Origin of the sequence: Sinorhizobium sp. B11, from assembly GCA_039725955.1 — a bacterium.
Taxonomy (GTDB): domain Bacteria; phylum Pseudomonadota; class Alphaproteobacteria; order Rhizobiales; family Rhizobiaceae; genus Rhizobium.
On the sequence record CP091034.1, the window covers coordinates 4,259,924 to 4,279,390 of the forward strand.

Below are 19,467 nucleotides of genomic sequence, written 5' to 3' on the forward strand. Positions count from 1 at the left end.
CTATTCCGCCGCTTCAATGAGAGGGACCGGAGCAAAATCTTCCGGAAAATGCGTCATGGCGCTCATGACAGGATAGGGCGTGAACCCGCCGAGCGCGCAGAGCGAGCCGAACTTCATCGTATTGCAGAGATCGGCGAGCAGTTCCCGGTTCTTCTCAGGCTCTATGCCATGGGCAATCTTGTCCGCCGTTTCGACGCCGCGCGTCGAGCCTATGCGGCAGGGCGTGCACTTGCCGCAGCTTTCCACCGCGCAGAACTCCATGGCGAAGCGCGCCTGTTTCAACATATCGGCGGTATCGTCGAAAACGACGAGGCCGGCATGGCCGATCAATCCGTCCTTGGCCGCAAAAGCTTCGTAGTCGAATGGCGTGTCGAAGAGAGCCCGCGGGAAATAGGCACCAAGCGGCCCGCCCACCTGCACCGCCTTCACCGGCCGTCCCGATGCCGTACCACCGCCGATCTTCTCGACGATATCGCCGAGAGACAGGCCGAAGGCGGTTTCATAGAGCCCGCCATATTTCACATTACCGGCAATCTGCAGCGGAATGGTGCCGCGCGACCGGCCCATGCCGAAATCGCGATAGAAGGCCGCCCCCTTGTCCATGATCACGGGCACGGATGCGAGCGAGATCACGTTGTTGATGACGGTCGGACAGTTGAACAATCCCTTATGGGCCGGCAGCGGCGGCTTGGCGCGCACGATGCCCCGTTTGCCTTCCAGGCTGTTGAGCAGCGCCGTTTCCTCGCCGCACACATAGGCGCCTGCACCGGTGCGGATCTCCATGTCGAAGGTCTTGCCGGAGCCGAGCACCGAAGCGCCCAGAATGCCGGCCTTGCGGGCAATCTCCACCGCCTCCGTCATCGTGGCGATCGCATGCGGATATTCCGAGCGCGTATAGACGAAGCCTTTCGTGGCTCCCGTCGCAAGCCCGGCAATTGCCATGCCTTCGATGAGCACGAAAGGATCGCCTTCCATGATCATCCGGTCGGCGAAGGTGCCGCTGTCGCCCTCATCTGCATTGCAAACGATATATTTGCGAGAACCGGCCGCATCGAGCACCGTCTTCCATTTGATGCCGGTCGGAAAGCCCGCGCCGCCACGACCACGAAGACCGGAATCGGTCACTTCCTTGACGACATCGGCAGGCTGCATCGAAATGGCGCGGCGAAGGCCGGCAAGCCCGCCATGGGCCTCATAATCGTCAAGCGAAAGCGGATCGGTAATGCCGCAGCGGGCAAAGGTGAGACGGGTCTGGCCTTTCAGGAACGGGAGGTCCTCGACCTCCCCCAGACAGAGCGCATGCATCCCGCCTTCCATCAACCCCGCATCAAAGAGATCGGCGACATCCTTCGTCCTGACCGGCCCATAGCCGATCCGTTTCCCGAAAACCTCGACCTCAACCAGTGGCTCGAGCCAGAACATTCCGCGCGAGCCGTTGCGCACGACTGTCGCATCAAGGCCGCGGGCGACGATCTCCTGGGCAATCGCCGTTGCCACCTTCTCGGCCCCGAGCGAGAGCGCTGCGGCATCGCGCGGAACATAAATCTTCACAGTCATCGACGTGCCTCCGCAACGAGCTCAGCGGCCAGTTCGCCATCGACCCGGCCATGCACTTCGCCATCCAGCATGGCGGCTGGCGCACAGGCACAGAGGCCAAGACAGTAGACCGGCTCAAGCGTGACGCTGCCGTCGAGTGTCGTCTGATGAAAATCGATGCCGAGCAGGGTTTTGATACGCTCGGCCAGTGCATCGCCGCCCATCGACTGGCAAGCCTCGGCGCGACAGAGTTTCAGCACGTGCCGGCCGGCAGGATGATCGCGGTAATCATGATAGAAAGTGACAACGCCGTGGACCTCGGCGCGGGAAAGGTTGAGCTCCTCGGAGATAACCGGCAAGGCTTCCTGCGGCACGTATCCGAACTGCTCCTGGATTTCATGCACAATAGGAAGGAGTGGTCCTTCGAGGGATCGAAGATCGTCAACGATCGAGCGGATACGTCCGGTGATATCGCCCTGAGCGACACGTATGTTCATCAGCAGCTCTCCCTTACGACCTGCGAATTCCTTGAAAACCGCAAAACTCCCCATGTCATTGCGAATTCTGTCGAACTGTCTCAGGGAAGCTGGTCGCAATCAATAAAGCAGTCTCGTTGATTGATAGCTTTTTTCTATCAAAATTCGGCGTCTTCAACGAGTGTTCTTGCTTCGTGCAACAAGGCGGAGACGAGCGGCGTAAAAGGTTCTCGAAAAGGAGCGACAAGGCCAACAAGATGGTGCGCCTCCGGCTCGGTGATCGGAATCATCCGGATCTCCACAGGAAACCCGAATGATTTCGCGACGTTATGCGGCATGATGCTCGCCCAGCGGCCGGTCCGCACATGTGAAAAAAGCACAATCATCGAGTTTGATTCGAGCGTCGGATGGACTGTCGCGCCTGCTTCGGCCAGATGTCGGTTGATGATACGCCGGTTTTGCATGTCAGCCGTCAATAGGCAAAGCCGAAGATCTCCCACTTCACGCCACGTCACACTCTCGCGATCCGAGAGCGGGCTGCCGGCGGCAGTGATGAGATTGTAGCGTTCCGCATAGAGCGGCACCGAGGTGACGCGTCCGAGCGGCTCGTTTTCCAGATAGGTGATGCCGGCATCGATCTCGAGATTTTCGAGCATGCTCAGCACCTGCAGTGAATTGCGCGAGACGATGGAGAAGGTGACGTCGGGATGCCGTTCCTGGAAGGGCGTCGTGATTCGCGACAGCATGGCGAGCGCGGTCGGAATGGAAGCCAGGCGCAGATGGCCGGAGAGACCCGTGCGGGCGGCGCGCATTTCCTCGCGCATGGTACGCGTGTCACCGACAATGCGCCGGGCCCATTCGAGCACGCGCTGGCCCTCGGGCGTCAACCCTTGAAAGCGGGAGCCGCGCTGCACCAGCATGACCCCCAGCTGATCTTCAAGCTGGCGAATGGCGGCCGAGAGCGTGGGCTGGGAAACGCCGCATTCCTCTGCCGCACGACCGAAATGTTTCTCGTTGGCGAGTGCGATGAAGAATTCCAGCTTGTCGATCATCCGGCCTCCTGCCGAATTCGGGATGAGGCCTATCTTTGCGACTTGAAGGCCGCTTCGCAAGAGCCGCGGCTTCAGACCTTTTCAACAACCGGGAAGAGACTGAACAGTGATTCGAGGAAAGCCAGAACGCTTTCATTTCCCATGCTGTAATAGACGAGCCGTCCTTCACGACGCGTGTTGACGAGGCCTTCGAGCCTCAGTCGCGCAAGCTGCTGAGACACCATAGCCTGCTGTATACCAAGGATATCCTCGATCTCGCCAACCGTTTTTTCCCCTTCCGAAAGGATACAGAGGATGAGCAACCGGGTCTGATGGGCTAGCGCCTTCAGGAGATCACTCGCCTCGTGGGCTTTATCAGCAAGCTTCTGCAAGTCCTGGCTGGTCATGCCCAGCTTCGGTTTAGGCAATGGCATTTGCTTCTCGGAAGGAGGTAATAGGGTAGATCAGTACAATATCATATTCGCAGAAGCGAATTGGTCAAAAGTCGTCAAATACCAAAAAAAGTCCAACCAAATCAGCAGATAAGCTGGCCGCCATTGATCTCCAGAACCTGACCGGTGATGTAGCCGGACAACGATGGCGCGGCCAGGAAGAGATAGGCCGGGGCGCAATCTTCCGACGTTCCGAGCCGCTGCAGCGGGATCGACTTGCGTGTCTGTTCCAGTTTTTCGCGGGATGAATAGCGTGCATGGAAATCGGTATCGATCGTACCGGGCGAGACGCAGTTGACCCTTATATCGTCAGGCGCGAGCTCGCGGGCAAGCGCCTTCGAATAGGTCGCGACGAAGGCCTTTGATGCGGAATAGATCGCCGAACCGGGACTACCGCCCGTTATCGCGGAAATCGAGACCGTGTTGACGATGGCGGCACCCTGCGCGGCCCGGAGCGCGGGAAGCAGGGCCCGGGTGAGCTCCACCACCGACGTCTGGTTGAGGCGCACGACGGTCTCATAATCGGCATCGGTCAGTTCACCGGCGGGAAAACGCCCATGCATCGTGCCGGCATTGTTGACCAGCACATGCACCTTGTCGAAGAAATCGAGCGCCTCTTGCGCAAACTTCGCAGCCCCGCCCTGCTGCAGGAAATCCGCCGGCAAAAGCAGGGCCCGGCGTTCCGATTCGGCAGTCAGCAGAAAATCCGGCAGTTCGCGCTCCCCGTCGCGCCCGGTATGGACAAGCACGCGCGCACCGCAATCCAGAAACTGTCGGGCAACTTCGAGGCCGATACCGCGGCCGGCACCCGTCACGACGACATTGCGGTTTTCGAATAACTTGGGATGAAACACGAAGTTCTCCTCATTTGCGGGCCGGTCCGCCGCTTGCGCTATCACGCCTAACATATGCGGGCATCAGCCAAAAGAAAGTTCGAAGATCTAGGCACCCGGGTCGAGCAGCCGCGCACCGGCGCCCTGTCTGCCAAGTACATCGAAGGGATTGCGCAGCGGGCAGGCGTCGATAGAGAGGCAACCGCAGCCGATGCAGCTCGTCAGATGATCGCGTAACAGGCTGAGCTGCCTGATGCGGATATCGAGATTGTCCTTCCAGAGCCTTGATAACCTCTGCCAGTCCTCGACTGTCGGCGTACGGCTCTGCGGCAGGGTTTCGAACGCAGTCTGAATTTCAGAGAGCGGAATGCCAACGCGTTGCGCCACCTTGATGATGCCGAGACGCCGCAGCACGTCGCGGCCGTAGCGCCGCTGGTTGCCGCGGGTGCGAATGCTGAAGATCAGCCCTTTCGCTTCGTAGAAATGCAGGGCGGAAACCGCAAGTCCGCTGCGCTCTGCCACCTCGCCCACCGTCAGAAGTTTGCTCAAGGAGAATCCCGGATTCTGCTGCATGACCCATTGACCTCAATATTAGTTTAGGTTTTATAGACTGCGCTCCCGAGGCCGTAAAGCCGAGATAAGAAGGAGTAATGCATGCACAAACCCATGAGGCTTGCCGTCATCTATGGCAGCACGCGCGAGGGACGCATCTGCGACAGGGTGGTGAAGTGGCTCGAAAGAGAGCTGGCCCGCTTTCCGCAATTCGAGATCGACATCATCGACCCGCTGGCATTTTCACTGCCGCGAGAGCATTTACCGCATCATCCGGAGGCAAGGCGGCTTGCGGACAGGCTTCATCAGGCCGATGGTTTCATCCTCGTCACCCCGGAATACAACCACAGCTTCACCGCTTCCCTGAAATTCCTCATCGATCTCTTCGCCGAACCCTGGCACGGAAAGCCGATCGCCTTCGTCTGTTATGGCGGCATATCCGGCGGATTGCGGGCAGTCGAACAACTTCGCCTCGTTTTTGCGGAGCTTCACGCCGTCACGATCTGCGATGCCGTGAGTTTCAATTCCCCCTGGCGCCGTTTCGACAATGAGGGCCGGCTGCAGGATCCGCAGGAAGCTCTGCGCAGGCTTTCCCGAATGATGTCCCAGCTGCAATGGTGGACTGAGGCCCTGGTCGCCGCCCGCAGCGACACGCCCTATGCCGGCGTCGCCGCCTGAGACAAAGACATCCGGCTCCGTCTCTGGCAGGTACGGACCGGCTGGACACCCGGACAGGACCTCCGTCCGGGTGTTTCCCCTCGGGCACCTTACAAAGTGCGCCTGAACTGCACGCGCCTCTTGGCGACCGCATAGCCGGGTAGGAATTTTACGGTTGCGGTACCGCAGGCCGGGTGATAGCTTCCGCCACAATTTCACGGGGGAGCTCCGAATTGCCGGGGCTGAGATGTGAGGCGCATGCCTCCGGACCCTTTAAAGCTGATCTGGGTAATGCCAGCGGAGCGAGGTCCAATTGTTTTCCGGCGCACAAGTGTCTCTATATCCGATGTCCGGCAATTTCGTCGGCATCATCCTTGACGCGATCAAGGCTCTCGAGCCCTATCGCGATCATCTTCGCATCGAAACCGATGATATTTCCACGCTGATGGTCGGCCCGCCCGACGTGCTGTTTGCCGCCATGCGCGACCTCTTCGTCTCGGCTGCCGCAAGTGGCGAGCATTGCGTATTGTCCGCCGCGATCTCGCGCGGCTGCCCCGGCGAACCGGATGATGCAATCTGCGGCGCCGGCCTGTCCTCAAGCCGCTCCGAGCCGCTCGCCGAGCGCGTGGAGGCCGCGATCGCAGCAGTCAGGGATACGACCGAGACTGGTCAACCAACGGCGGCCCAATTTTCTCTCTATGTCATGGGAACTGGCACCCATATGGACGAGATTTACGGCTGCATCGATTTCCTGAAGCGCTCGGGCACATTCGACCGCTCGAAGAATTTCTGCACCAAGCTGCGCGGCGACGCCGGCGCGATCTTCGCGACCATCCATGAAGCTTTCTATCGCTTTGGCGATCCCGAAGGTCACGTGACACTGGATATCACGGTCTCCGCGAACAGCCCGAGCAAAGCCTGAGACGCCTGACGGCATGACCCTATCGAAACCGGATTCGACATTTGCGCCACTGAGGCGGGCCTTGCCCGCCATTCTCGCCATGCTTGCCTTCCTGGCTGTCTGGGAGCTCTATGTCGATCTCTCCGGCATCAAGCCCTCGATCCTGCCCTCACCCTCGCGCATCCTTACGCAGGGCTGGCTGAACAGGCAGGCACTGCTCGACAATACCTGGCCGACGCTCGGCGCGACGCTCGGCGGTTTTGCTTTGTCGCTCGTCTTCGCCTTCGCCTCGTCGGTCCTGATGGATTTCGTGCCATTCATGCGCCGTGCGCTGCTGCCGCTCTTCATCGTCAGCCAGACATTGCCGCTGGTCGCGATCGCCCCCCTCGTCGTACTCTGGTTCGGTTTCGGGCTGCTGCCGAAGCTTCTGCTCGTCGCTCTCGTTACCTTCTTTCCGCTGCTGGTCGCCCTGCTTCAGGGCTATGAAGCGACGGACCGGGATATTGCCGAGCTTCTGAGTTCCATGAAGGCAAGTCGCTGGCGCATCTTCTGCCTGGCACGGCTCCCTTCCGCCATGCCTTTCTTCTTTGCCGGCCTGCGTATTTCGATCACCTATGCCGTGGTCGGCGCCATCTTCGCCGAATATGCAGGCGCCGCGCGCGGCCTCGGGATCTATATCCTCAATGCCAAGAACAATTTCCGGCCGGATCTCGTCCTCGCCGCCGTCGTCGTCAGCGCCCTTCTGACCCTTTGCCTCTTCGGTCTCACCCTGGCGGTGCAGCGTTTCGTCATGCCCTGGCAATCCCCTGCGGAGAAACGCCGATGAACGGGATGCTCGAGCTGAAGAATGTGTCGAAGTCCTTCGACGGCATGGAAGTGCTGAGGGACATTTCTCTTCATATCGCCAGAGGTGAATTCGTCTCGATCGTCGGCCCGTCCGGCTCCGGCAAGTCGACGATCCTGCGGCTGCTGACACAGGCGCTGCAGGCCGATAAGGGAGAGATTGTCTTCGACGGCATGCAGCTGTCGCAGGCCGAGCATGCATTCGCCTTCATGCCTCAGCGCGATGCGCTGATGCCGTGGCGAAGCGTCATCGACAACGCGATCCTCGGCCTCGAAGTGCACGGCATGCGCCGCAGCCAGGCGCGCGCCGTGGCCGCCCCCCTCTTTGAACGCTTCGGCCTTGCTGGCTTCGAAAATCACTATCCCGCGGCCCTTTCGGGCGGCATGCGCCAGCGCGCGGCTCTGCTGCGCACGGTGATCCAGCGGCAAGACATGCTGCTGCTCGACGAGCCTTTCGGAGCACTCGATGCGCTTACCCGCACCCAGATGCAGGAATGGCTGCAGGGCATGTGGACCGGTCATCGATGGACGGCCCTGCTGATTACCCATGACGTACGGGAAGCCGTCTTCCTGTCCGATCGTATCTATGTGTTGTCCGCCCGTCCGGCTGCCGTGATCAGGGAATTCGAGGTGCCGCTCGCAAGACCGCGGACGCTTGCAGATCTCGGCTCCCCGGCCGCTCAGGCGATCGAAACTGAAATTCTTCAAACATTGCTGCATCCGCAAAGAACCTGAGGAGGTCCTGATGCTTCTCACCCGCCGACAGACCCTTTTTGCCGCCATGGCCGCAAGCCTTGCCGGCCGCACCGCCTTCGCGCAATCCTCCCCAAAGGTGCGTATCGCGCTCGACTGGACACCGAACACCAACCATATCGGCATCTATGTCGCCAAGGCGAAGGGCTTCTATGAGGCAGCCGGCATCGATGTCGAGATCCTGCCCTATGCCGATACGAGTGCCGGCACGTTGGTCGCAAATGGTGTTGCCGATTTCGGGATTTGCGGAGAGATCGAGACCTTTACCCAGCGCGCCGCGGGCGCCGATGTGAAACTCGTCTATGCTGTCGTGCAGACGGAAACCGGCAGGTTGATCTTCAAGGGCGGCCGCAACGACATCAAGAGTCCGAAAGATCTTGATGGCAAGACCTATGGCGGCTTTGGCGGCGCATGGGAGGAGGCACTCGTCTCTGCGATGATCCGCAACGACGGCGGCAAGGGCACCTTCCAGAATGTCACGCTCGGCACCTCGGCCTATGAGGCGCTCGACAACGGCGCGGTGGACTTTACACTGGAAATCTACACCTGGGAGGGTATTGCCGCCCAGCTGGAGAACCGGCAGGTCGGACGCTGGCGCTATAGCGACCATGGAATTCCCGACGAACAGACGACCGCAATCGCTTCCAGCGATGCCTATCTTTCGGCCAATCCGCAAAATGCCCGCGCCTTTGTCCAGGCAACACTCAAAGGTTATGCCTATTCGGTCGACAATCAGAACGAGGCCTGCGATCTCCTGATTGCCGGCAGCAACGGCGCGCTGCTGAATACCGAACTGGTCAAGGCATCGCAAAAGGCCCTGGTCGAAGGTCGTTTCCTCAAGGGTGACAACGGCGCGATCGGCATCATCGATCCGGCCAAGGCCGAAGCGATCGGCACGTTCCTGTTCGACCATGGCATCCTGCTCGATGCCAATGGTGCGGCGCTGAAGGAAAAGCCCGACTTTTCCGCCTATTACACGAACGATCTGCTTGGCTGAGATGACCCCGCCCTTGCCGGCAGCAGCTTTCCGCTGCAAAGTCCGGCAAGGAGCGAGGGAGTGACATGCAGCAGCAGGACCGGGTAGCCGGAGCAGATTTCTTGCGTGCAACCGCTTGCCTGCTTGTCCTCATCCACCACCTTGTTCTGCGCATCGACCTTAACAAGACCGAAGGGTTTCAGCCGGCGCTGACCGCCCTGCGCTTCGGCAATTTCGGCGTCTCAATCTTCTTTATCCTCAGCGGCTTTCTGCTGGCCTTGCCGTTCTGGCATTCCCTTGATGCCGGTTATGCAATGCCTGACCTGCGCACCTACGTGCTGCGTCGAGCGGCCCGCATCGTGCCCGGCTATTGGGTAGCTTTGACCGCAGGTTTTATCCTCAGCATCACGTTGCTTGGGCATGCGCTGACGCCGGAACTCGTCATGCGTTATGTGAGCGGTCTCCTGTTCATGAGCCAGTGGCATTGGCGCACCTTCTTTCCTGTCGAAGGCAACGGCCCGCTCTGGTCCATATCCTTCGAAGTAACGAGCTATGTGCTGCTGCCGCTTGGTTTCTTCTGGCTTTTCGCTATCCCGGAAAAACGCCGCACTCCGCTGATCACGCGCCTTGCCTGGCTCGCCATCATTGCTGTGGCGCTGCTTGCCCACGAGACTTTCCGCACGGTTGTTCCTCCCAATGAGATTGATCGTGGCTGGCAATATGGCATGCAGGGCGGCGCAAAGGAGTGGATGCCAAACTACAATCCCTTCGGTTTCTTCGCGATTTTTGCGCTCGGTGCGCTCGCGGCAGGCCTTCACACGATACTGCCGCGAAAGCGTCAGATCCTGTTCGACATCATTGCCTTCGCCTGCCTGGTCATCGCCGGCCTCCAGCTGCCGCTTTCGACGGGAGGCCCGTGGGAAGCCTATGGATGGCTCGGCATCCCTTACGTCTTTCCGCTGTTCCCACTTATGACCGCGCTTGCGCTCGTTGCCCTCTCGCGCTCCACCCTGCTTGCGGCGTTGCTCGACAACGCCTTCGTGCGCTTCACGGCAACCGTCTCATTCGGCATCTACATCTGGCAGGACATCGTACTGACCACGATGCAGACGATCTCACCGGCCATATTCGGGATCGGTAAGGACAACCCCCTGCGCGATTGGCTTATTGGCTGTGCCCTTGCGACGACGATTGTCTTTCTTCTCGCAAGCCTCAGTTATTTCGCTCTCGAGCGGCAGGCAATACGACGCGCCGCACGCATAACGCGCAAGAATTAAGCCTTTACGCAATATAGTTAATTCCTAACCAGCCAAAAATATCAGGGACATATTTCGAAATACTCCCAAATTTGGCTCAATTAGGGTAAGGAAAACATTAAAGAAGCGGGTGACAAACCGACCCGGTCCATGTATTTGTGCCAGCGCGACGCACTATTCCAGTATTTCCACGGACGTTGCTTAATGAACGTGTTTACTTCAAATAAGCTTCAAGACACGGCTTTCTCAGTAAAGACAGTGAAGATGAAGGCTCCCGACGCAGCGAATTCCAATATTCGCCAGCCGGAGAGCTTTGCCTCATTGGATGGCGGAGGCTGGCTTCAGCTTGGCTTGAAGAGAGCTTTCGACATTTTTGGAGCGGCGAGCGCGCTGATCATCCTGTTCCCCGTCCTTCTGACGATCGCCCTCCTCATCGTGATCGACGATGGCGGCCCGGTGTTTTTCCGACAGATTCGCTGGGGGCGTAAGGGTAGCAAGATCACTGTCTACAAGTTCCGCTCCATGCGGGCGGATCTCTGCGATCCCACCGGCGTCGAACAAACCGTCAAGGGTGATCGGCGCGTGACGCGGATCGGCGCCTTCTTGCGCAAGACCAATATCGATGAACTGCCCCAGCTTCTCAACGTCATTAAGGGCGATATGTCGCTCGTCGGTCCCCGTTGCCACGCCATCAACATGCGCGCGGCCGGTATGCTCTACGAGGAACTGGTGCCTGAATATCATTACCGCCATCTGATGCGGCCAGGTATTACCGGCCTTGCCCAGACGCGCGGCTGGCGTGGTCCGACGGAACGCCCGACGGAGGCACGCGCCCGCATCGCCAGCGATATCTATTACATCAGGAATTTCAGCCTCTGGCTGGATATGAAGATCCTGCTTGGCACGCTGCTCTCCGAGCTGCGCGGCGGCACCGGTTTCTGAGATACCGAGTTTCCACAGACCAGATCGATCAGGCGGGCGGCGAAACACCGCCTTTTGTTTTTGCAAGCACGCCTCAGCATAAATGCATCTTGTTTCCGGATAAAAAAAGCGGCCTTGAAGGCCGCTTTCTTGTTCAATCCAGAATGTCTACCTGAACCGATCAGTCCTGACCGACCATGCCCTGCAGACGGGTCATTTCCATGATGAAATGCTCAAGCTTGGACTTGTGCTCATGATGCACGACATCCTCAAGTTCCTGCTTCGCAGCTTCGATGCGGCGGGTCAGTTCGTCCTTGTTGAGTTCCTCCACCGGAAGGGCAGATTCAGCAAGGAGCGTGCATCCCGTCGGCAGGATGTCGGCAAAACCGCCGAACACCACGTAATCCTGCTTCGAGCCTGAAGAAGAACGAACACTCACGATGCCCGGCTTGATGGTCGTCATCGTCGGGGCATGGTGGGCCATGACCGTCATCTCACCTTCAGTGGCGGGAATGACGACCTCGGTCACCATCTCCGACAGCAGCAGGCGCTCCGGCGAAACGAGCTCAAAGTTGAAATTGTCAGCCATCAGTGACTTACCTTCTCGGCTATGGCCTTTGCATCTTGCAATTTGGTCCCGCAGAACGGGCAGTGCATCATCGCATGATCGAGATAACCGAGGCCTTCCTCGGTCTGAGCCAGTCCGACAACCATCATCATCACGCCATTATCGGCCCGGTAGATGGTCGGCGCGGCTGGTTCAGGAAGCTCTGCCACGACACTTTTGAGCGTGTCGCAGCAGAATATCTCGTCCTGAGCGTCGCTCATCAAGCGGCAGCGAGCTTTTTGGCCTTCTCGATGGCTTCTTCGATCGAGCCAACCATGTAGAAAGCAGCTTCGGGCAGGTGGTCGTAGTCGCCGTTGACGAGGCCCCTGAAGCCCTTGATCGTGTCTTCGAGAGCAACCAGCTTGCCCGGCGAACCGGTGAAGACTTCGGCAACGAAGAACGGCTGCGACAGGAAGCGTTCGATCTTGCGGGCGCGGGCAACAGCGATCTTGTCCTCTTCGGACAGTTCGTCCATGCCCAGGATGGCGATGATGTCCTGTAGGGCCTTGTAGCGCTGCAGGGTCGACTGAACCTTACGGGCAATTTCGTAATGTTCGTCGCCGACGACCAGCGGATCGAGCATGCGCGAGGTGGAGTCGAGCGGATCGACGGCCGGATAGATACCCTTTTCAGCGATCGAGCGCGACAGAACCGTGGTTGCGTCCAAGTGGGCGAACGAGGTTGCCGGCGCCGGGTCGGTCAAGTCGTCGGCCGGAACGTAAATGGCCTGAACCGAGGTGATCGAGCCCGTCGTCGTCGTGGTGATGCGTTCCTGCATCTGCCCCATGTCGGTTGCGAGCGTCGGCTGATAGCCCACAGCAGAAGGGATACGGCCGAGCAGAGCCGACACTTCCGAGCCAGCCTGCGTGAAGCGGAAGATGTTGTCGACGAAGAACAGAACGTCCTGACCTTGGTCGCGGAAGTGTTCAGCAACCGTCAGACCGGTCAGAGCGACGCGAGCGCGGGCGCCCGGCGGTTCGTTCATCTGGCCGTAAACGAGCGCAGCCTTCGAGCCTTCGCCGCCGCCATGCTTGTTGACGCCCGATTCGATCATTTCGTGGTAGAGGTCGTTGCCTTCGCGGGTACGTTCACCCACGCCAGCGAAGACCGAGTAACCACCGTGCGCCTTGGCGACGTTGTTGATCAGTTCCATGATGAGAACGGTCTTGCCGACGCCTGCGCCGCCGAACAGGCCGATCTTGCCGCCCTTTGCATAGGGAGCAAGAAGATCGACCACCTTGATGCCGGTGACGAGGATCTGCGCTTCCGTGGACTGCTCGACATAAGCCGGAGCGTCCTGGTGGATGGCGCGCTTGTGAGCGGTGTTCAGCGGACCAGCTTCGTCGACCGGCTCGCCGATGACGTTCATGATACGGCCGAGCGTTTCGTTTCCAACCGGAACCGAGATCGGAGCGCCGGTATCGGTAACCTGCTGGCCGCGAACGAGACCTTCGGACGAGTCCATCGCAATGGTACGAACTTCGTTTTCGCCGAGGTGCTGAGCAACTTCGAGAACCAGACGGTTACCGTTATTGTCGGTTTCCAACGCGTTCAGGATCTTCGGCAGTTCGCCTTCAAAAGCAACGTCGACGACGGCGCCGATAACCTGTGTGACTCTGCCGACAGAGCCGGTCTTGGGGGTAGCTGCCTCAGCCATTTTCTGACCCTCTTTTCCTAACCTCAGAGCGCTTCCGCGCCCGAAATGATTTCAATCAGTTCCTTGGTGATCTGAGCCTGACGCTGACGGTTGTAGCTCAACGTCAGCTTGTTGATCATCTCACCAGCATTGCGCGTCGCATTGTCCATCGCGCTCATCTTGGCGCCCATTTCACCCGCGACGTTCTCGAGGAGAGCGCGGAAGATTTGGACCGAGATGTTGCGCGGGATCAGCTCGTCGAGGATCGACGCCGGATCCGGCTCGTATTCATAAACGGCACCAGCATGCTCTTCATCTACGGCAACGGCTTCCGGAGCCTTGGCTGGGATGAGCTGCTGTGCGGTCGGAACCTGGCTGATGACCGACTTGAACTCGGAGTAGAACAGCGTGCAGACGTCAAACTCGCCGGCTTCGAACATTTCGATGATGCGCTTGCCGATCTGGTCGGCATTCTCGAAGCCGATCTTCTTGACTTCGCGCAGTTCCTTGCGCTCGACGATCAGCGACGCGAAATCGCGACGCAGGATGTCATAGCCCTTCTTGCCGACGGTGAGGATCTTCACCGTCTTGCCTTCGGCGACTAGCTTGCGAACGTGATCGCGAGCAAAGCGCGCAATCTGCGAATTGAAGCCGCCGCACAGGCCGCGTTCGGCCGTGCAGACGACGAGCAGGTGCACCTGGTCCTTGCCGGTGCCGGTCATCAGAACCGGGGCACCGTCCGCATCGGTAACAGCCTTGGCAATATTCGCCAGGACCGCATTCATACGCTGCGAGTAAGGCCGGGCGGCCTCGGCCGCCTCCTGCGCACGCCGAAGCTTCGCCGCGGCGACCATTTTCATCGCCTTGGTGATCTTCTGCGTCGCCTTGACGGAGGCGATCCGGTTTTTCAGATCCTTAAGTGAAGGCATCCGTTATCCGTCCTAACCTAGGGCCCGTTACTGGAAAGACTTGGCGAAGCTGTCGAGAGCAGCAGTGAGCTTGCCCTTCGTCGCGTCGCTGATAGCCTTTTCCGTGCGGATCGCATCGAGGATGGCAGAGCCTTCCGAACGCAGATAGGACAACAGGCCCTGTTCGAACTTGCCGACCTGAGCGACCGGCAGCTTGTCGAGGTAACCGTTGACGCCCGCGAAGATCACGGCGACCTGCTCTTCCGTCTTCAGCGGCGAGAACTGCGGCTGCTTCAGGAGTTCGGTCAGGCGTGCGCCGCGGTTCAGCAGACGCTGCGTAGCAGCGTCAAGGTCCGAACCGAACTGGGCGAAGGCAGCCATTTCACGATACTGGGCGAGTTCACCCTTGATCGAGCCGGCAACCTGCTTCATGGCCTTGATCTGAGCCGAGGAACCGACGCGGGAAACCGACAGACCGACGTTAACGGCCGGGCGGATACCCTGATAGAACAGGTCGGTTTCAAGGAAGATCTGGCCGTCGGTGATCGAGATCACATTGGTCGGAATGAAGGCCGAAACGTCGTTACCCTGCGTTTCGATGACAGGAAGAGCGGTCAGCGAGCCGGCGCCCTGGTCGTCGTTCATCTTCGCAGCGCGCTCGAGCAGACGCGAGTGCAGGTAGAAAACGTCGCCCGGATAGGCTTCGCGGCCCGGCGGGCGGCGCAGCAGCAGCGACATCTGGCGGTAGGAAACGGCCTGCTTGGACAGGTCGTCGTAACCGATCAGCGCGTGCATGCCGTTGTCGCGGAAATATTCGCCCATGGCGCAGCCGGCAAACGGTGCCAGATATTGCATCGGAGCCGGATCGGAAGCCGTGGCGGCAACGATGATCGAATACTTCAGCGCACCGCGCTCTTCGAGCACCTTGACGAACTGCGCGACGGTCGAACGCTTCTGACCGATGGCGACGTAAACGCAGTAAAGCTTCTCACCTTCCGGACCGCTCTCGTGAATGGCCTTCTGGTTGAGGAAGGCATCGAGCAGGATCGCGGTCTTGCCGGTCTGGCGGTCGCCGATGACGAGTTCGCGCTGGCCGCGGCCAACCGGGATGAGGGCGTCGATGGCCTTGAGGCCGGTCGACATCGGCTCATGAACCGACTTGCGCGGAATGATGCCCGGAGCCTTGATGTCGACGCGCGAACGGCGGGTCGCATTGATCGGGCCCTTGCCGTCGATCGGGTTGCCGAGAGCGTCGACAACACGGCCGAGCAGTTCCGGACCGACCGGAACGTCAACGATAGCGCCAGTGCGCTTGACGGTGTCGCCTTCCTTGATGTCGCGGTCGGCGCCGAAAATAACGACACCGACATTGTCGGATTCAAGGTTGAGCGCCATGCCGCGGATGCCGCCGGGGAACTCGACCATTTCACCAGCCTGAACATTGTCCAGGCCGTAAACGCGAGCGATGCCGTCACCAACGGAGAGAACCTGACCGACTTCCGAGACTTCTGCCTCTTTGCCGAAGTTCTTGATCTGGTCTTTAAGAATTGCGGAAATTTCCGCAGCGCGGATATCCATCAGCCGACCTCTTTCAATGCAAGCTTAAGGGTAGAGAGTTTGGTACCAAGAGACGTGTCAATCTGACGGGACCCGACCTTGACGATCAGACCACCAAGAATTGACGGATCAACCGTGACAGCAATCGCCACGTCTTTGCCGGTGACGCCCTTGAGCGCCGCCTTCAATTCATTTTCCTGCTCTGCCGAGAGAGCATGTGCCGAAGTGACTTCGGCAGAAATTTCGCCACGCTGGTTGGCAGCAATGATGCGGAAGGCCTTGATCATGCCCGGCAGGGCAAACAGGCGGCGGTTACGCGCCACGACCTTCAGGAAATTGGCAAAGAAACCCGAGATGCCAGCTTTTTCGCTAAGAGCGACGATCGCCTTGAGCTGATCTTCTGCGGAAAAGACCGGGCTCAGGACAAAGCGCTTCAGGTCTTCGCTTTCGTCCAGCATGGCCTGGAAACGGTCAAGATCGGCGGTAACGCTGTCGACTGCGCGTTCTTCGAGCGCCAGCTCGAAAAGCGACGAGGCATAGCGCTCGGCAACACCAGAAGTAAGCTGGGACGTGTCTGCCACGGGCACAAATTTCCCTGATTTCAATTCAAAATCCGACTTCCGACGGGCGCCGAGTCTATGATCTTGAATTCGTTTTGATTTCCCCCAGAAATCGCAAGAGAAGCCTCTTGCTTCTTCCGAAATTCGGGGTCCGTCTAACATAGGATATCGGGACTCGCAACACGCGTAACGCCCGAATACGTGTTTCGCATGATTTTCTGTCAGCAAAATTACTGAAACGTCCTGAAGTGGCCCGCGAAACGCTATAATTTCGGCTTTGGATTAGCCCTGCAGGAAGCCGAATACGTGTAGCAGCGACAATGCGGCCACGGCCGCCTGCGCAACCAGAAGTAAATAGTTGAGGAGCGTGCTCCCCTTATCTGACAGGATGGAAATGATGCGCGCGAAAGCCGCCATCGCGAAGGCTGCTCCGAGCGCCAGATAGGTCCAGTCCTGCGCCAGCATGATCGCGGCAATGCCGAGGCCGAGATAGAGGCCGCCCATCGATCGCATTTCGCCGAAGCCCTCGCGCCGTTCGCCGCGCGGTGCGAGCCCGAAAGCCCGCATGGCAAGACCGGGCGCGAACATGATGACGAAGCCGGCAAGGGCGGTGAAGGCCGCTGCACCAAAGGCAAGCTGTTCGCTAAATTCCGTCGGGAAGTAGAATTCCATGCCGCGCCCCTAATCGCCAGTTGATTCGGCGTTTATGCCATGATCGACGGCATCCGGAAACGCTGAGACTGTAACGATCTACAGGAAGCTCTGCGGATCGATGTCAAGCTGCACCTGAATCGAACCTCGCTCCTTCGGTGATTGCGACAACATTGCCCGCAGATAGGCCTGCATGTCCGAGTTCCGGCGCCCATGGACCAGCAGCCGGAAACGATGGCGTCCGCGCACCAGCGCCAACGGCGCCTCTGCTGGGCCGAGAACGGAAATGCCCGCAACCTGCGGTGCGGCATTGCGCATGCCGCGCGCATGGTTTTCCGCATCGTGCCGCGTATCGGCTGAAACGATGATGGAGGCGAGCCTGCCGAAGGGCGGAAGGATTGCGCGCTCGCGCTCGCTGATCTCGCGTTCGTAAAAGGCTCGCGCGTCGCCGGAGACGATTGCCTGCATGACCGGATGTTGCGGCTGATAGGTCTGAAGCAGCCCATGGCTCTTAAGGCCGGTTCGCCCGGCGCGTCCAGTGACCTGCGAAAGAAGCTGGAAAGTCCGCTCCGCAGCACGCGGATCGCCGTTGGCGAGGCCAAGATCCGAATCGACGATGCCAACCAGTGTCATCAGCGGAAAGTTATGGCCCTTTGCAACAAGCTGCGTGCCGATGACGATATCCGCCTCGCCCTTGGCGATGGCGTCGAGTTCCAGCCTCAGCCGTTTCACCCCGCCCATGATGTCTGAAGAGAGCACTATGGTGCGCGCATCCGGAAAATGTCGTTCTACTTCTTCGGCGATACGTTCCACGCCCGGACCGCAGGCGACGAGATGGTCGAGCGTTCCGCATTCCGGGCAGGCTTCGGGTGTCGGTTGGGAATAACCGCACTGATGGCATTGGAGCTGCCGACGGAAGCGGTGCTCTACCAGCCAGCTCGAACATTGCGGGCATTGGAAACGATGGCCGCAGACACGGCAGAGCGTCAGCGGCGCATAACCGCGGCGATTGAGAAAGAGCAGCGCCTGCTCGCCCTTCTCCACCGTCTTGCCGATCGCCCGGATCAGAACCGGCGACAGGAATCCGCCGCGCTCCGGCGCATGGCGCCGCATGTCTACAAGATGCAGGTCGGGCAGTGCGGCATCGCCGAAACGAGTCGGCAGATGGATCGTGCTGTAGCGTCCGCTCTGGCCGTTGACCTGGCTTTCGACCGACGGCGTCGCCGAAACGAGCACCAGTGGAAAATCGCCGATCCGCGCCCGCACGACCGCCATGTCTCGCGCATTGTAATAGACGCGGTCTTCCTGTTTGTAGGCAGGATCGTGCTCTTCATCGACGATGATGAGGCCGAGATCCTCGAAAGGCAGAAACAGTGCCGAGCGCGCACCGGCCACGACCCGCACCTCGCCGGTCACCGCCTGCCGCCAGACCTTTTCACGCATACGCGGTGCAAGATCGGAATGCCACTCGGCCGGTTTCGCACCGAACCGATCCTGGAAGCGTTCGAGAAAACTGGCAGTGAGCGCGATTTCCGGCAGCAGGATCAGCACCTGTTTGCCCCGCCTCAGCGTCTCGGCAATCGCTTCGAAATAGACTTCCGTCTTTCCGGAACCCGTTACGCCATCGATCAGCGATACCGCAAATTCCCCCTTGCGCACTTCGTCCAGGATTTCGTCGGCCGCCTCCTTCTGCGGCCCCTCGAGGCGGGAGCCGATAAAATCCGGATCGGGTGTGGCAACGACAGGTGGCGGCGGCAGGAAGATGGTCTCGAAAATGCCCTGCGCAATCAGCCCGTCAACGACGCTGGTGGAAACACCGGCAGCATGCGCAAGGCCGATGCGTGTCCAGGATAGCCCGTCCGCAGCGGTATCGAGCACGCGGGCGCGCGCTGGCGTCATCCGCTCCGGCTCGCCGCCGACGAAGCGCAATCCTTCCACCATCGGCTCCGGCTCGAAGGCATTCGGCGCCCTCAGCGCCATGCGCGCAACAAGTCCCGGCGGCGAAAGCGTATAGGCGGCCACCCAGTCGATGAAATCCCGCATCTCCTTGTTGAGTGGCGGGCAGTCGAAGACGTGCGTGATGGGTCTAAGCTTCTTGGGATCGACACCATCTTCGCCACCGTCCCAGACGACGCCGATCACCTGGCGCGGGCCAAGCGGCACCTGCACGACCGAGCCGGGCTCAACCGCCATGCCTTCAGGCACCGAGTAGGAATAGGGCTTTGGCGCCGGCATCGGCACCAGTACCGGAACCGTGCGGTTCACGGGCGGGGCCTCGAAAAGCGCGCCAAAGAGATCGGACGAATCTGTGCTCATCGCGGCAGACCATGCCCGCAACGGCGGAAAAATGGAACCCGCCGA

21 protein-coding genes and 1 riboswitch are annotated in these 19,467 nt (G+C 59.7%); of the genes, 7 read left to right on the forward strand and 14 right to left on the reverse strand.

Annotated features, from left to right (window positions below; all coding sequences use genetic code 11):
• The 6 genes from LVY75_31045 to soxR form a co-directional block, all read right to left on the reverse strand.
• Positions 1–1,557, reverse strand: a complete 1,557-nt coding sequence (locus tag LVY75_31045) for an NADH-quinone oxidoreductase subunit NuoF (protein ID XAZ23188.1) — start codon at positions 1,555–1,557, stop codon at positions 1–3.
• Positions 1,554–2,033, reverse strand: a complete 480-nt coding sequence (locus tag LVY75_31050) for a formate dehydrogenase subunit gamma (protein XAZ23189.1) — start codon at positions 2,031–2,033, stop codon at positions 1,554–1,556. Before LVY75_31050 ends, LVY75_31045 begins: the two co-directional genes overlap by 4 nt.
• Before the next feature lie 137 nt (positions 2,034–2,170).
• Positions 2,171–3,064, reverse strand: a complete 894-nt coding sequence (locus LVY75_31055) for a LysR family transcriptional regulator (protein XAZ23190.1) — start codon at positions 3,062–3,064, stop codon at positions 2,171–2,173.
• Between the two features lie 71 nt (positions 3,065–3,135).
• The gene (locus tag LVY75_31060; protein XAZ23191.1) at positions 3,136–3,477 is read right to left on the reverse strand and encodes a metalloregulator ArsR/SmtB family transcription factor; all 342 of its coding nucleotides are present in this window, start codon (positions 3,475–3,477) and stop codon (positions 3,136–3,138) included.
• A 101-nt stretch (positions 3,478–3,578) separates the two neighbouring features.
• Positions 3,579–4,349, reverse strand: a complete 771-nt coding sequence (locus tag LVY75_31065; protein XAZ23192.1) for an SDR family oxidoreductase — start codon at positions 4,347–4,349, stop codon at positions 3,579–3,581.
• Between the two features lie 87 nt (positions 4,350–4,436).
• Positions 4,437–4,901: a redox-sensitive transcriptional activator SoxR gene (gene soxR / locus LVY75_31070; GenBank protein XAZ23193.1), complete on the reverse strand. Its 465-nt coding sequence runs from the start codon at positions 4,899–4,901 to the stop codon at positions 4,437–4,439.
• Positions 4,902–4,982: 81 nt separating this feature from the next.
• On the opposite strand from soxR, the gene LVY75_31075 reads away from it, so the two are divergent.
• From LVY75_31075 to LVY75_31105, 7 genes are all read left to right on the forward strand, one after another.
• On the forward strand, positions 4,983–5,558 hold the full coding sequence (locus LVY75_31075; GenBank protein ID XAZ23194.1) for an NAD(P)H-dependent oxidoreductase: 576 nt from the start codon (positions 4,983–4,985) through the stop codon (positions 5,556–5,558).
• A 188-nt stretch (positions 5,559–5,746) separates the two neighbouring features.
• Positions 5,747–5,860, forward strand: a riboswitch (TPP riboswitch).
• The gene (locus LVY75_31080; protein XAZ23195.1) at positions 5,851–6,459 is read left to right on the forward strand and encodes a Ykof family thiamine-binding protein; all 609 of its coding nucleotides are present in this window, start codon (positions 5,851–5,853) and stop codon (positions 6,457–6,459) included. It overlaps the preceding riboswitch by 10 nt.
• Positions 6,460–6,472: 13 nt before the next feature.
• Positions 6,473–7,264: an ABC transporter permease gene (locus tag LVY75_31085; GenBank protein XAZ23196.1), complete on the forward strand. Its 792-nt coding sequence runs from the start codon at positions 6,473–6,475 to the stop codon at positions 7,262–7,264.
• Positions 7,261–8,016 (forward strand): ABC transporter ATP-binding protein, encoded by a 756-nt coding sequence (locus tag LVY75_31090; GenBank protein XAZ23197.1) that lies wholly within the window; start codon positions 7,261–7,263, stop codon positions 8,014–8,016. Before LVY75_31085 ends, LVY75_31090 begins: the two co-directional genes overlap by 4 nt.
• Before the next feature lie 7 nt (positions 8,017–8,023).
• On the forward strand, positions 8,024–9,031 hold the full coding sequence (locus LVY75_31095; GenBank protein ID XAZ25867.1) for an ABC transporter substrate-binding protein: 1,008 nt from the start codon (positions 8,024–8,026) through the stop codon (positions 9,029–9,031).
• Between the two features lie 65 nt (positions 9,032–9,096).
• Complete coding sequence (locus tag LVY75_31100) at positions 9,097–10,287, forward strand: acyltransferase (GenBank protein ID XAZ23198.1); 1,191 nt, start codon at positions 9,097–9,099, stop codon at positions 10,285–10,287.
• Positions 10,288–10,530: 243 nt separating this feature from the next.
• Entirely contained in the window at positions 10,531–11,208 is a 678-nt protein-coding gene (locus LVY75_31105; protein XAZ23199.1) for a sugar transferase, read from the forward strand.
• A gap of 160 nt (positions 11,209–11,368) precedes the next feature.
• Here LVY75_31105 and LVY75_31110 read toward each other — a convergent pair whose 3' ends face one another.
• From LVY75_31110 to LVY75_31145, 8 genes are all read right to left on the reverse strand, one after another.
• Positions 11,369–11,776 carry a F0F1 ATP synthase subunit epsilon gene (locus LVY75_31110; GenBank protein XAZ23200.1) on the reverse strand — a complete coding sequence of 136 codons (408 nt, stop codon included), beginning with the start codon at positions 11,774–11,776 and terminating at the stop codon, positions 11,369–11,371.
• Positions 11,776–12,015: a hypothetical protein gene (locus tag LVY75_31115; GenBank protein ID XAZ23201.1), complete on the reverse strand. Its 240-nt coding sequence runs from the start codon at positions 12,013–12,015 to the stop codon at positions 11,776–11,778. The genes LVY75_31110 and LVY75_31115 overlap by 1 nt, the downstream gene beginning before the upstream one ends.
• Positions 12,015–13,451, reverse strand: a complete 1,437-nt coding sequence (gene atpD / locus LVY75_31120) for a F0F1 ATP synthase subunit beta (protein XAZ23202.1) — start codon at positions 13,449–13,451, stop codon at positions 12,015–12,017. Before atpD ends, LVY75_31115 begins: the two co-directional genes overlap by 1 nt.
• 23 nt (positions 13,452–13,474) lie before the next feature.
• The gene (locus tag LVY75_31125; GenBank protein ID XAZ23203.1) at positions 13,475–14,359 is read right to left on the reverse strand and encodes a F0F1 ATP synthase subunit gamma; all 885 of its coding nucleotides are present in this window, start codon (positions 14,357–14,359) and stop codon (positions 13,475–13,477) included.
• A 27-nt stretch (positions 14,360–14,386) separates the two neighbouring features.
• Positions 14,387–15,916, reverse strand: a complete 1,530-nt coding sequence (gene atpA / locus LVY75_31130) for a F0F1 ATP synthase subunit alpha (GenBank protein XAZ23204.1) — start codon at positions 15,914–15,916, stop codon at positions 14,387–14,389.
• Complete coding sequence (locus LVY75_31135) at positions 15,916–16,482, reverse strand: F0F1 ATP synthase subunit delta (protein XAZ25868.1); 567 nt, start codon at positions 16,480–16,482, stop codon at positions 15,916–15,918. Before LVY75_31135 ends, atpA begins: the two co-directional genes overlap by 1 nt.
• 255 nt (positions 16,483–16,737) lie before the next feature.
• On the reverse strand, positions 16,738–17,127 hold the full coding sequence (locus LVY75_31140; protein ID XAZ23205.1) for a DUF4345 domain-containing protein: 390 nt from the start codon (positions 17,125–17,127) through the stop codon (positions 16,738–16,740).
• A 78-nt stretch (positions 17,128–17,205) separates the two neighbouring features.
• The gene (locus LVY75_31145) at positions 17,206–19,422 is read right to left on the reverse strand and encodes a primosomal protein N' (protein XAZ23206.1); all 2,217 of its coding nucleotides are present in this window, start codon (positions 19,420–19,422) and stop codon (positions 17,206–17,208) included.
• Positions 19,423–19,467 lie beyond the last annotated feature (45 nt).

What these genes read in the sequence shown, in the direction of transcription:
- LVY75_31045 (XAZ23188.1), bottom strand. Translation starts at nt 1,557, where the DNA reads ATGACTGTGAAGATTTATGTTCCGCGCGATGCCGCAGCGCTCTCGCTC.
- LVY75_31050 (XAZ23189.1), bottom strand. Translation starts at nt 2,033, where the DNA reads ATGAACATACGTGTCGCTCAGGGCGATATCACCGGACGTATCCGCTCG.
- LVY75_31055 (XAZ23190.1), bottom strand. Translation starts at nt 3,064, where the DNA reads ATGATCGACAAGCTGGAATTCTTCATCGCACTCGCCAACGAGAAACAT.
- LVY75_31060 (XAZ23191.1), bottom strand. Translation starts at nt 3,477, where the DNA reads ATGCCATTGCCTAAACCGAAGCTGGGCATGACCAGCCAGGACTTGCAG.
- soxR (XAZ23193.1), bottom strand. Translation starts at nt 4,901, where the DNA reads ATGCAGCAGAATCCGGGATTCTCCTTGAGCAAACTTCTGACGGTGGGC.
- LVY75_31075 (XAZ23194.1), top strand. Translation starts at nt 4,983, where the DNA reads ATGCACAAACCCATGAGGCTTGCCGTCATCTATGGCAGCACGCGCGAG.
- LVY75_31085 (XAZ23196.1), top strand. Translation starts at nt 6,473, where the DNA reads ATGACCCTATCGAAACCGGATTCGACATTTGCGCCACTGAGGCGGGCC.
- LVY75_31090 (XAZ23197.1), top strand. Translation starts at nt 7,261, where the DNA reads ATGAACGGGATGCTCGAGCTGAAGAATGTGTCGAAGTCCTTCGACGGC.
- LVY75_31100 (XAZ23198.1), top strand. Translation starts at nt 9,097, where the DNA reads ATGCAGCAGCAGGACCGGGTAGCCGGAGCAGATTTCTTGCGTGCAACC.
- LVY75_31105 (XAZ23199.1), top strand. Translation starts at nt 10,531, where the DNA reads ATGAAGGCTCCCGACGCAGCGAATTCCAATATTCGCCAGCCGGAGAGC.
- LVY75_31110 (XAZ23200.1), bottom strand. Translation starts at nt 11,776, where the DNA reads ATGGCTGACAATTTCAACTTTGAGCTCGTTTCGCCGGAGCGCCTGCTG.
- LVY75_31115 (XAZ23201.1), bottom strand. Translation starts at nt 12,015, where the DNA reads ATGAGCGACGCTCAGGACGAGATATTCTGCTGCGACACGCTCAAAAGT.
- atpD (XAZ23202.1), bottom strand. Translation starts at nt 13,451, where the DNA reads ATGGCTGAGGCAGCTACCCCCAAGACCGGCTCTGTCGGCAGAGTCACA.
- LVY75_31125 (XAZ23203.1), bottom strand. Translation starts at nt 14,359, where the DNA reads ATGCCTTCACTTAAGGATCTGAAAAACCGGATCGCCTCCGTCAAGGCG.
- atpA (XAZ23204.1), bottom strand. Translation starts at nt 15,916, where the DNA reads ATGGATATCCGCGCTGCGGAAATTTCCGCAATTCTTAAAGACCAGATC.
- LVY75_31140 (XAZ23205.1), bottom strand. Translation starts at nt 17,127, where the DNA reads ATGGAATTCTACTTCCCGACGGAATTTAGCGAACAGCTTGCCTTTGGT.
- LVY75_31145 (XAZ23206.1), bottom strand. Translation starts at nt 19,422, where the DNA reads ATGAGCACAGATTCGTCCGATCTCTTTGGCGCGCTTTTCGAGGCCCCG.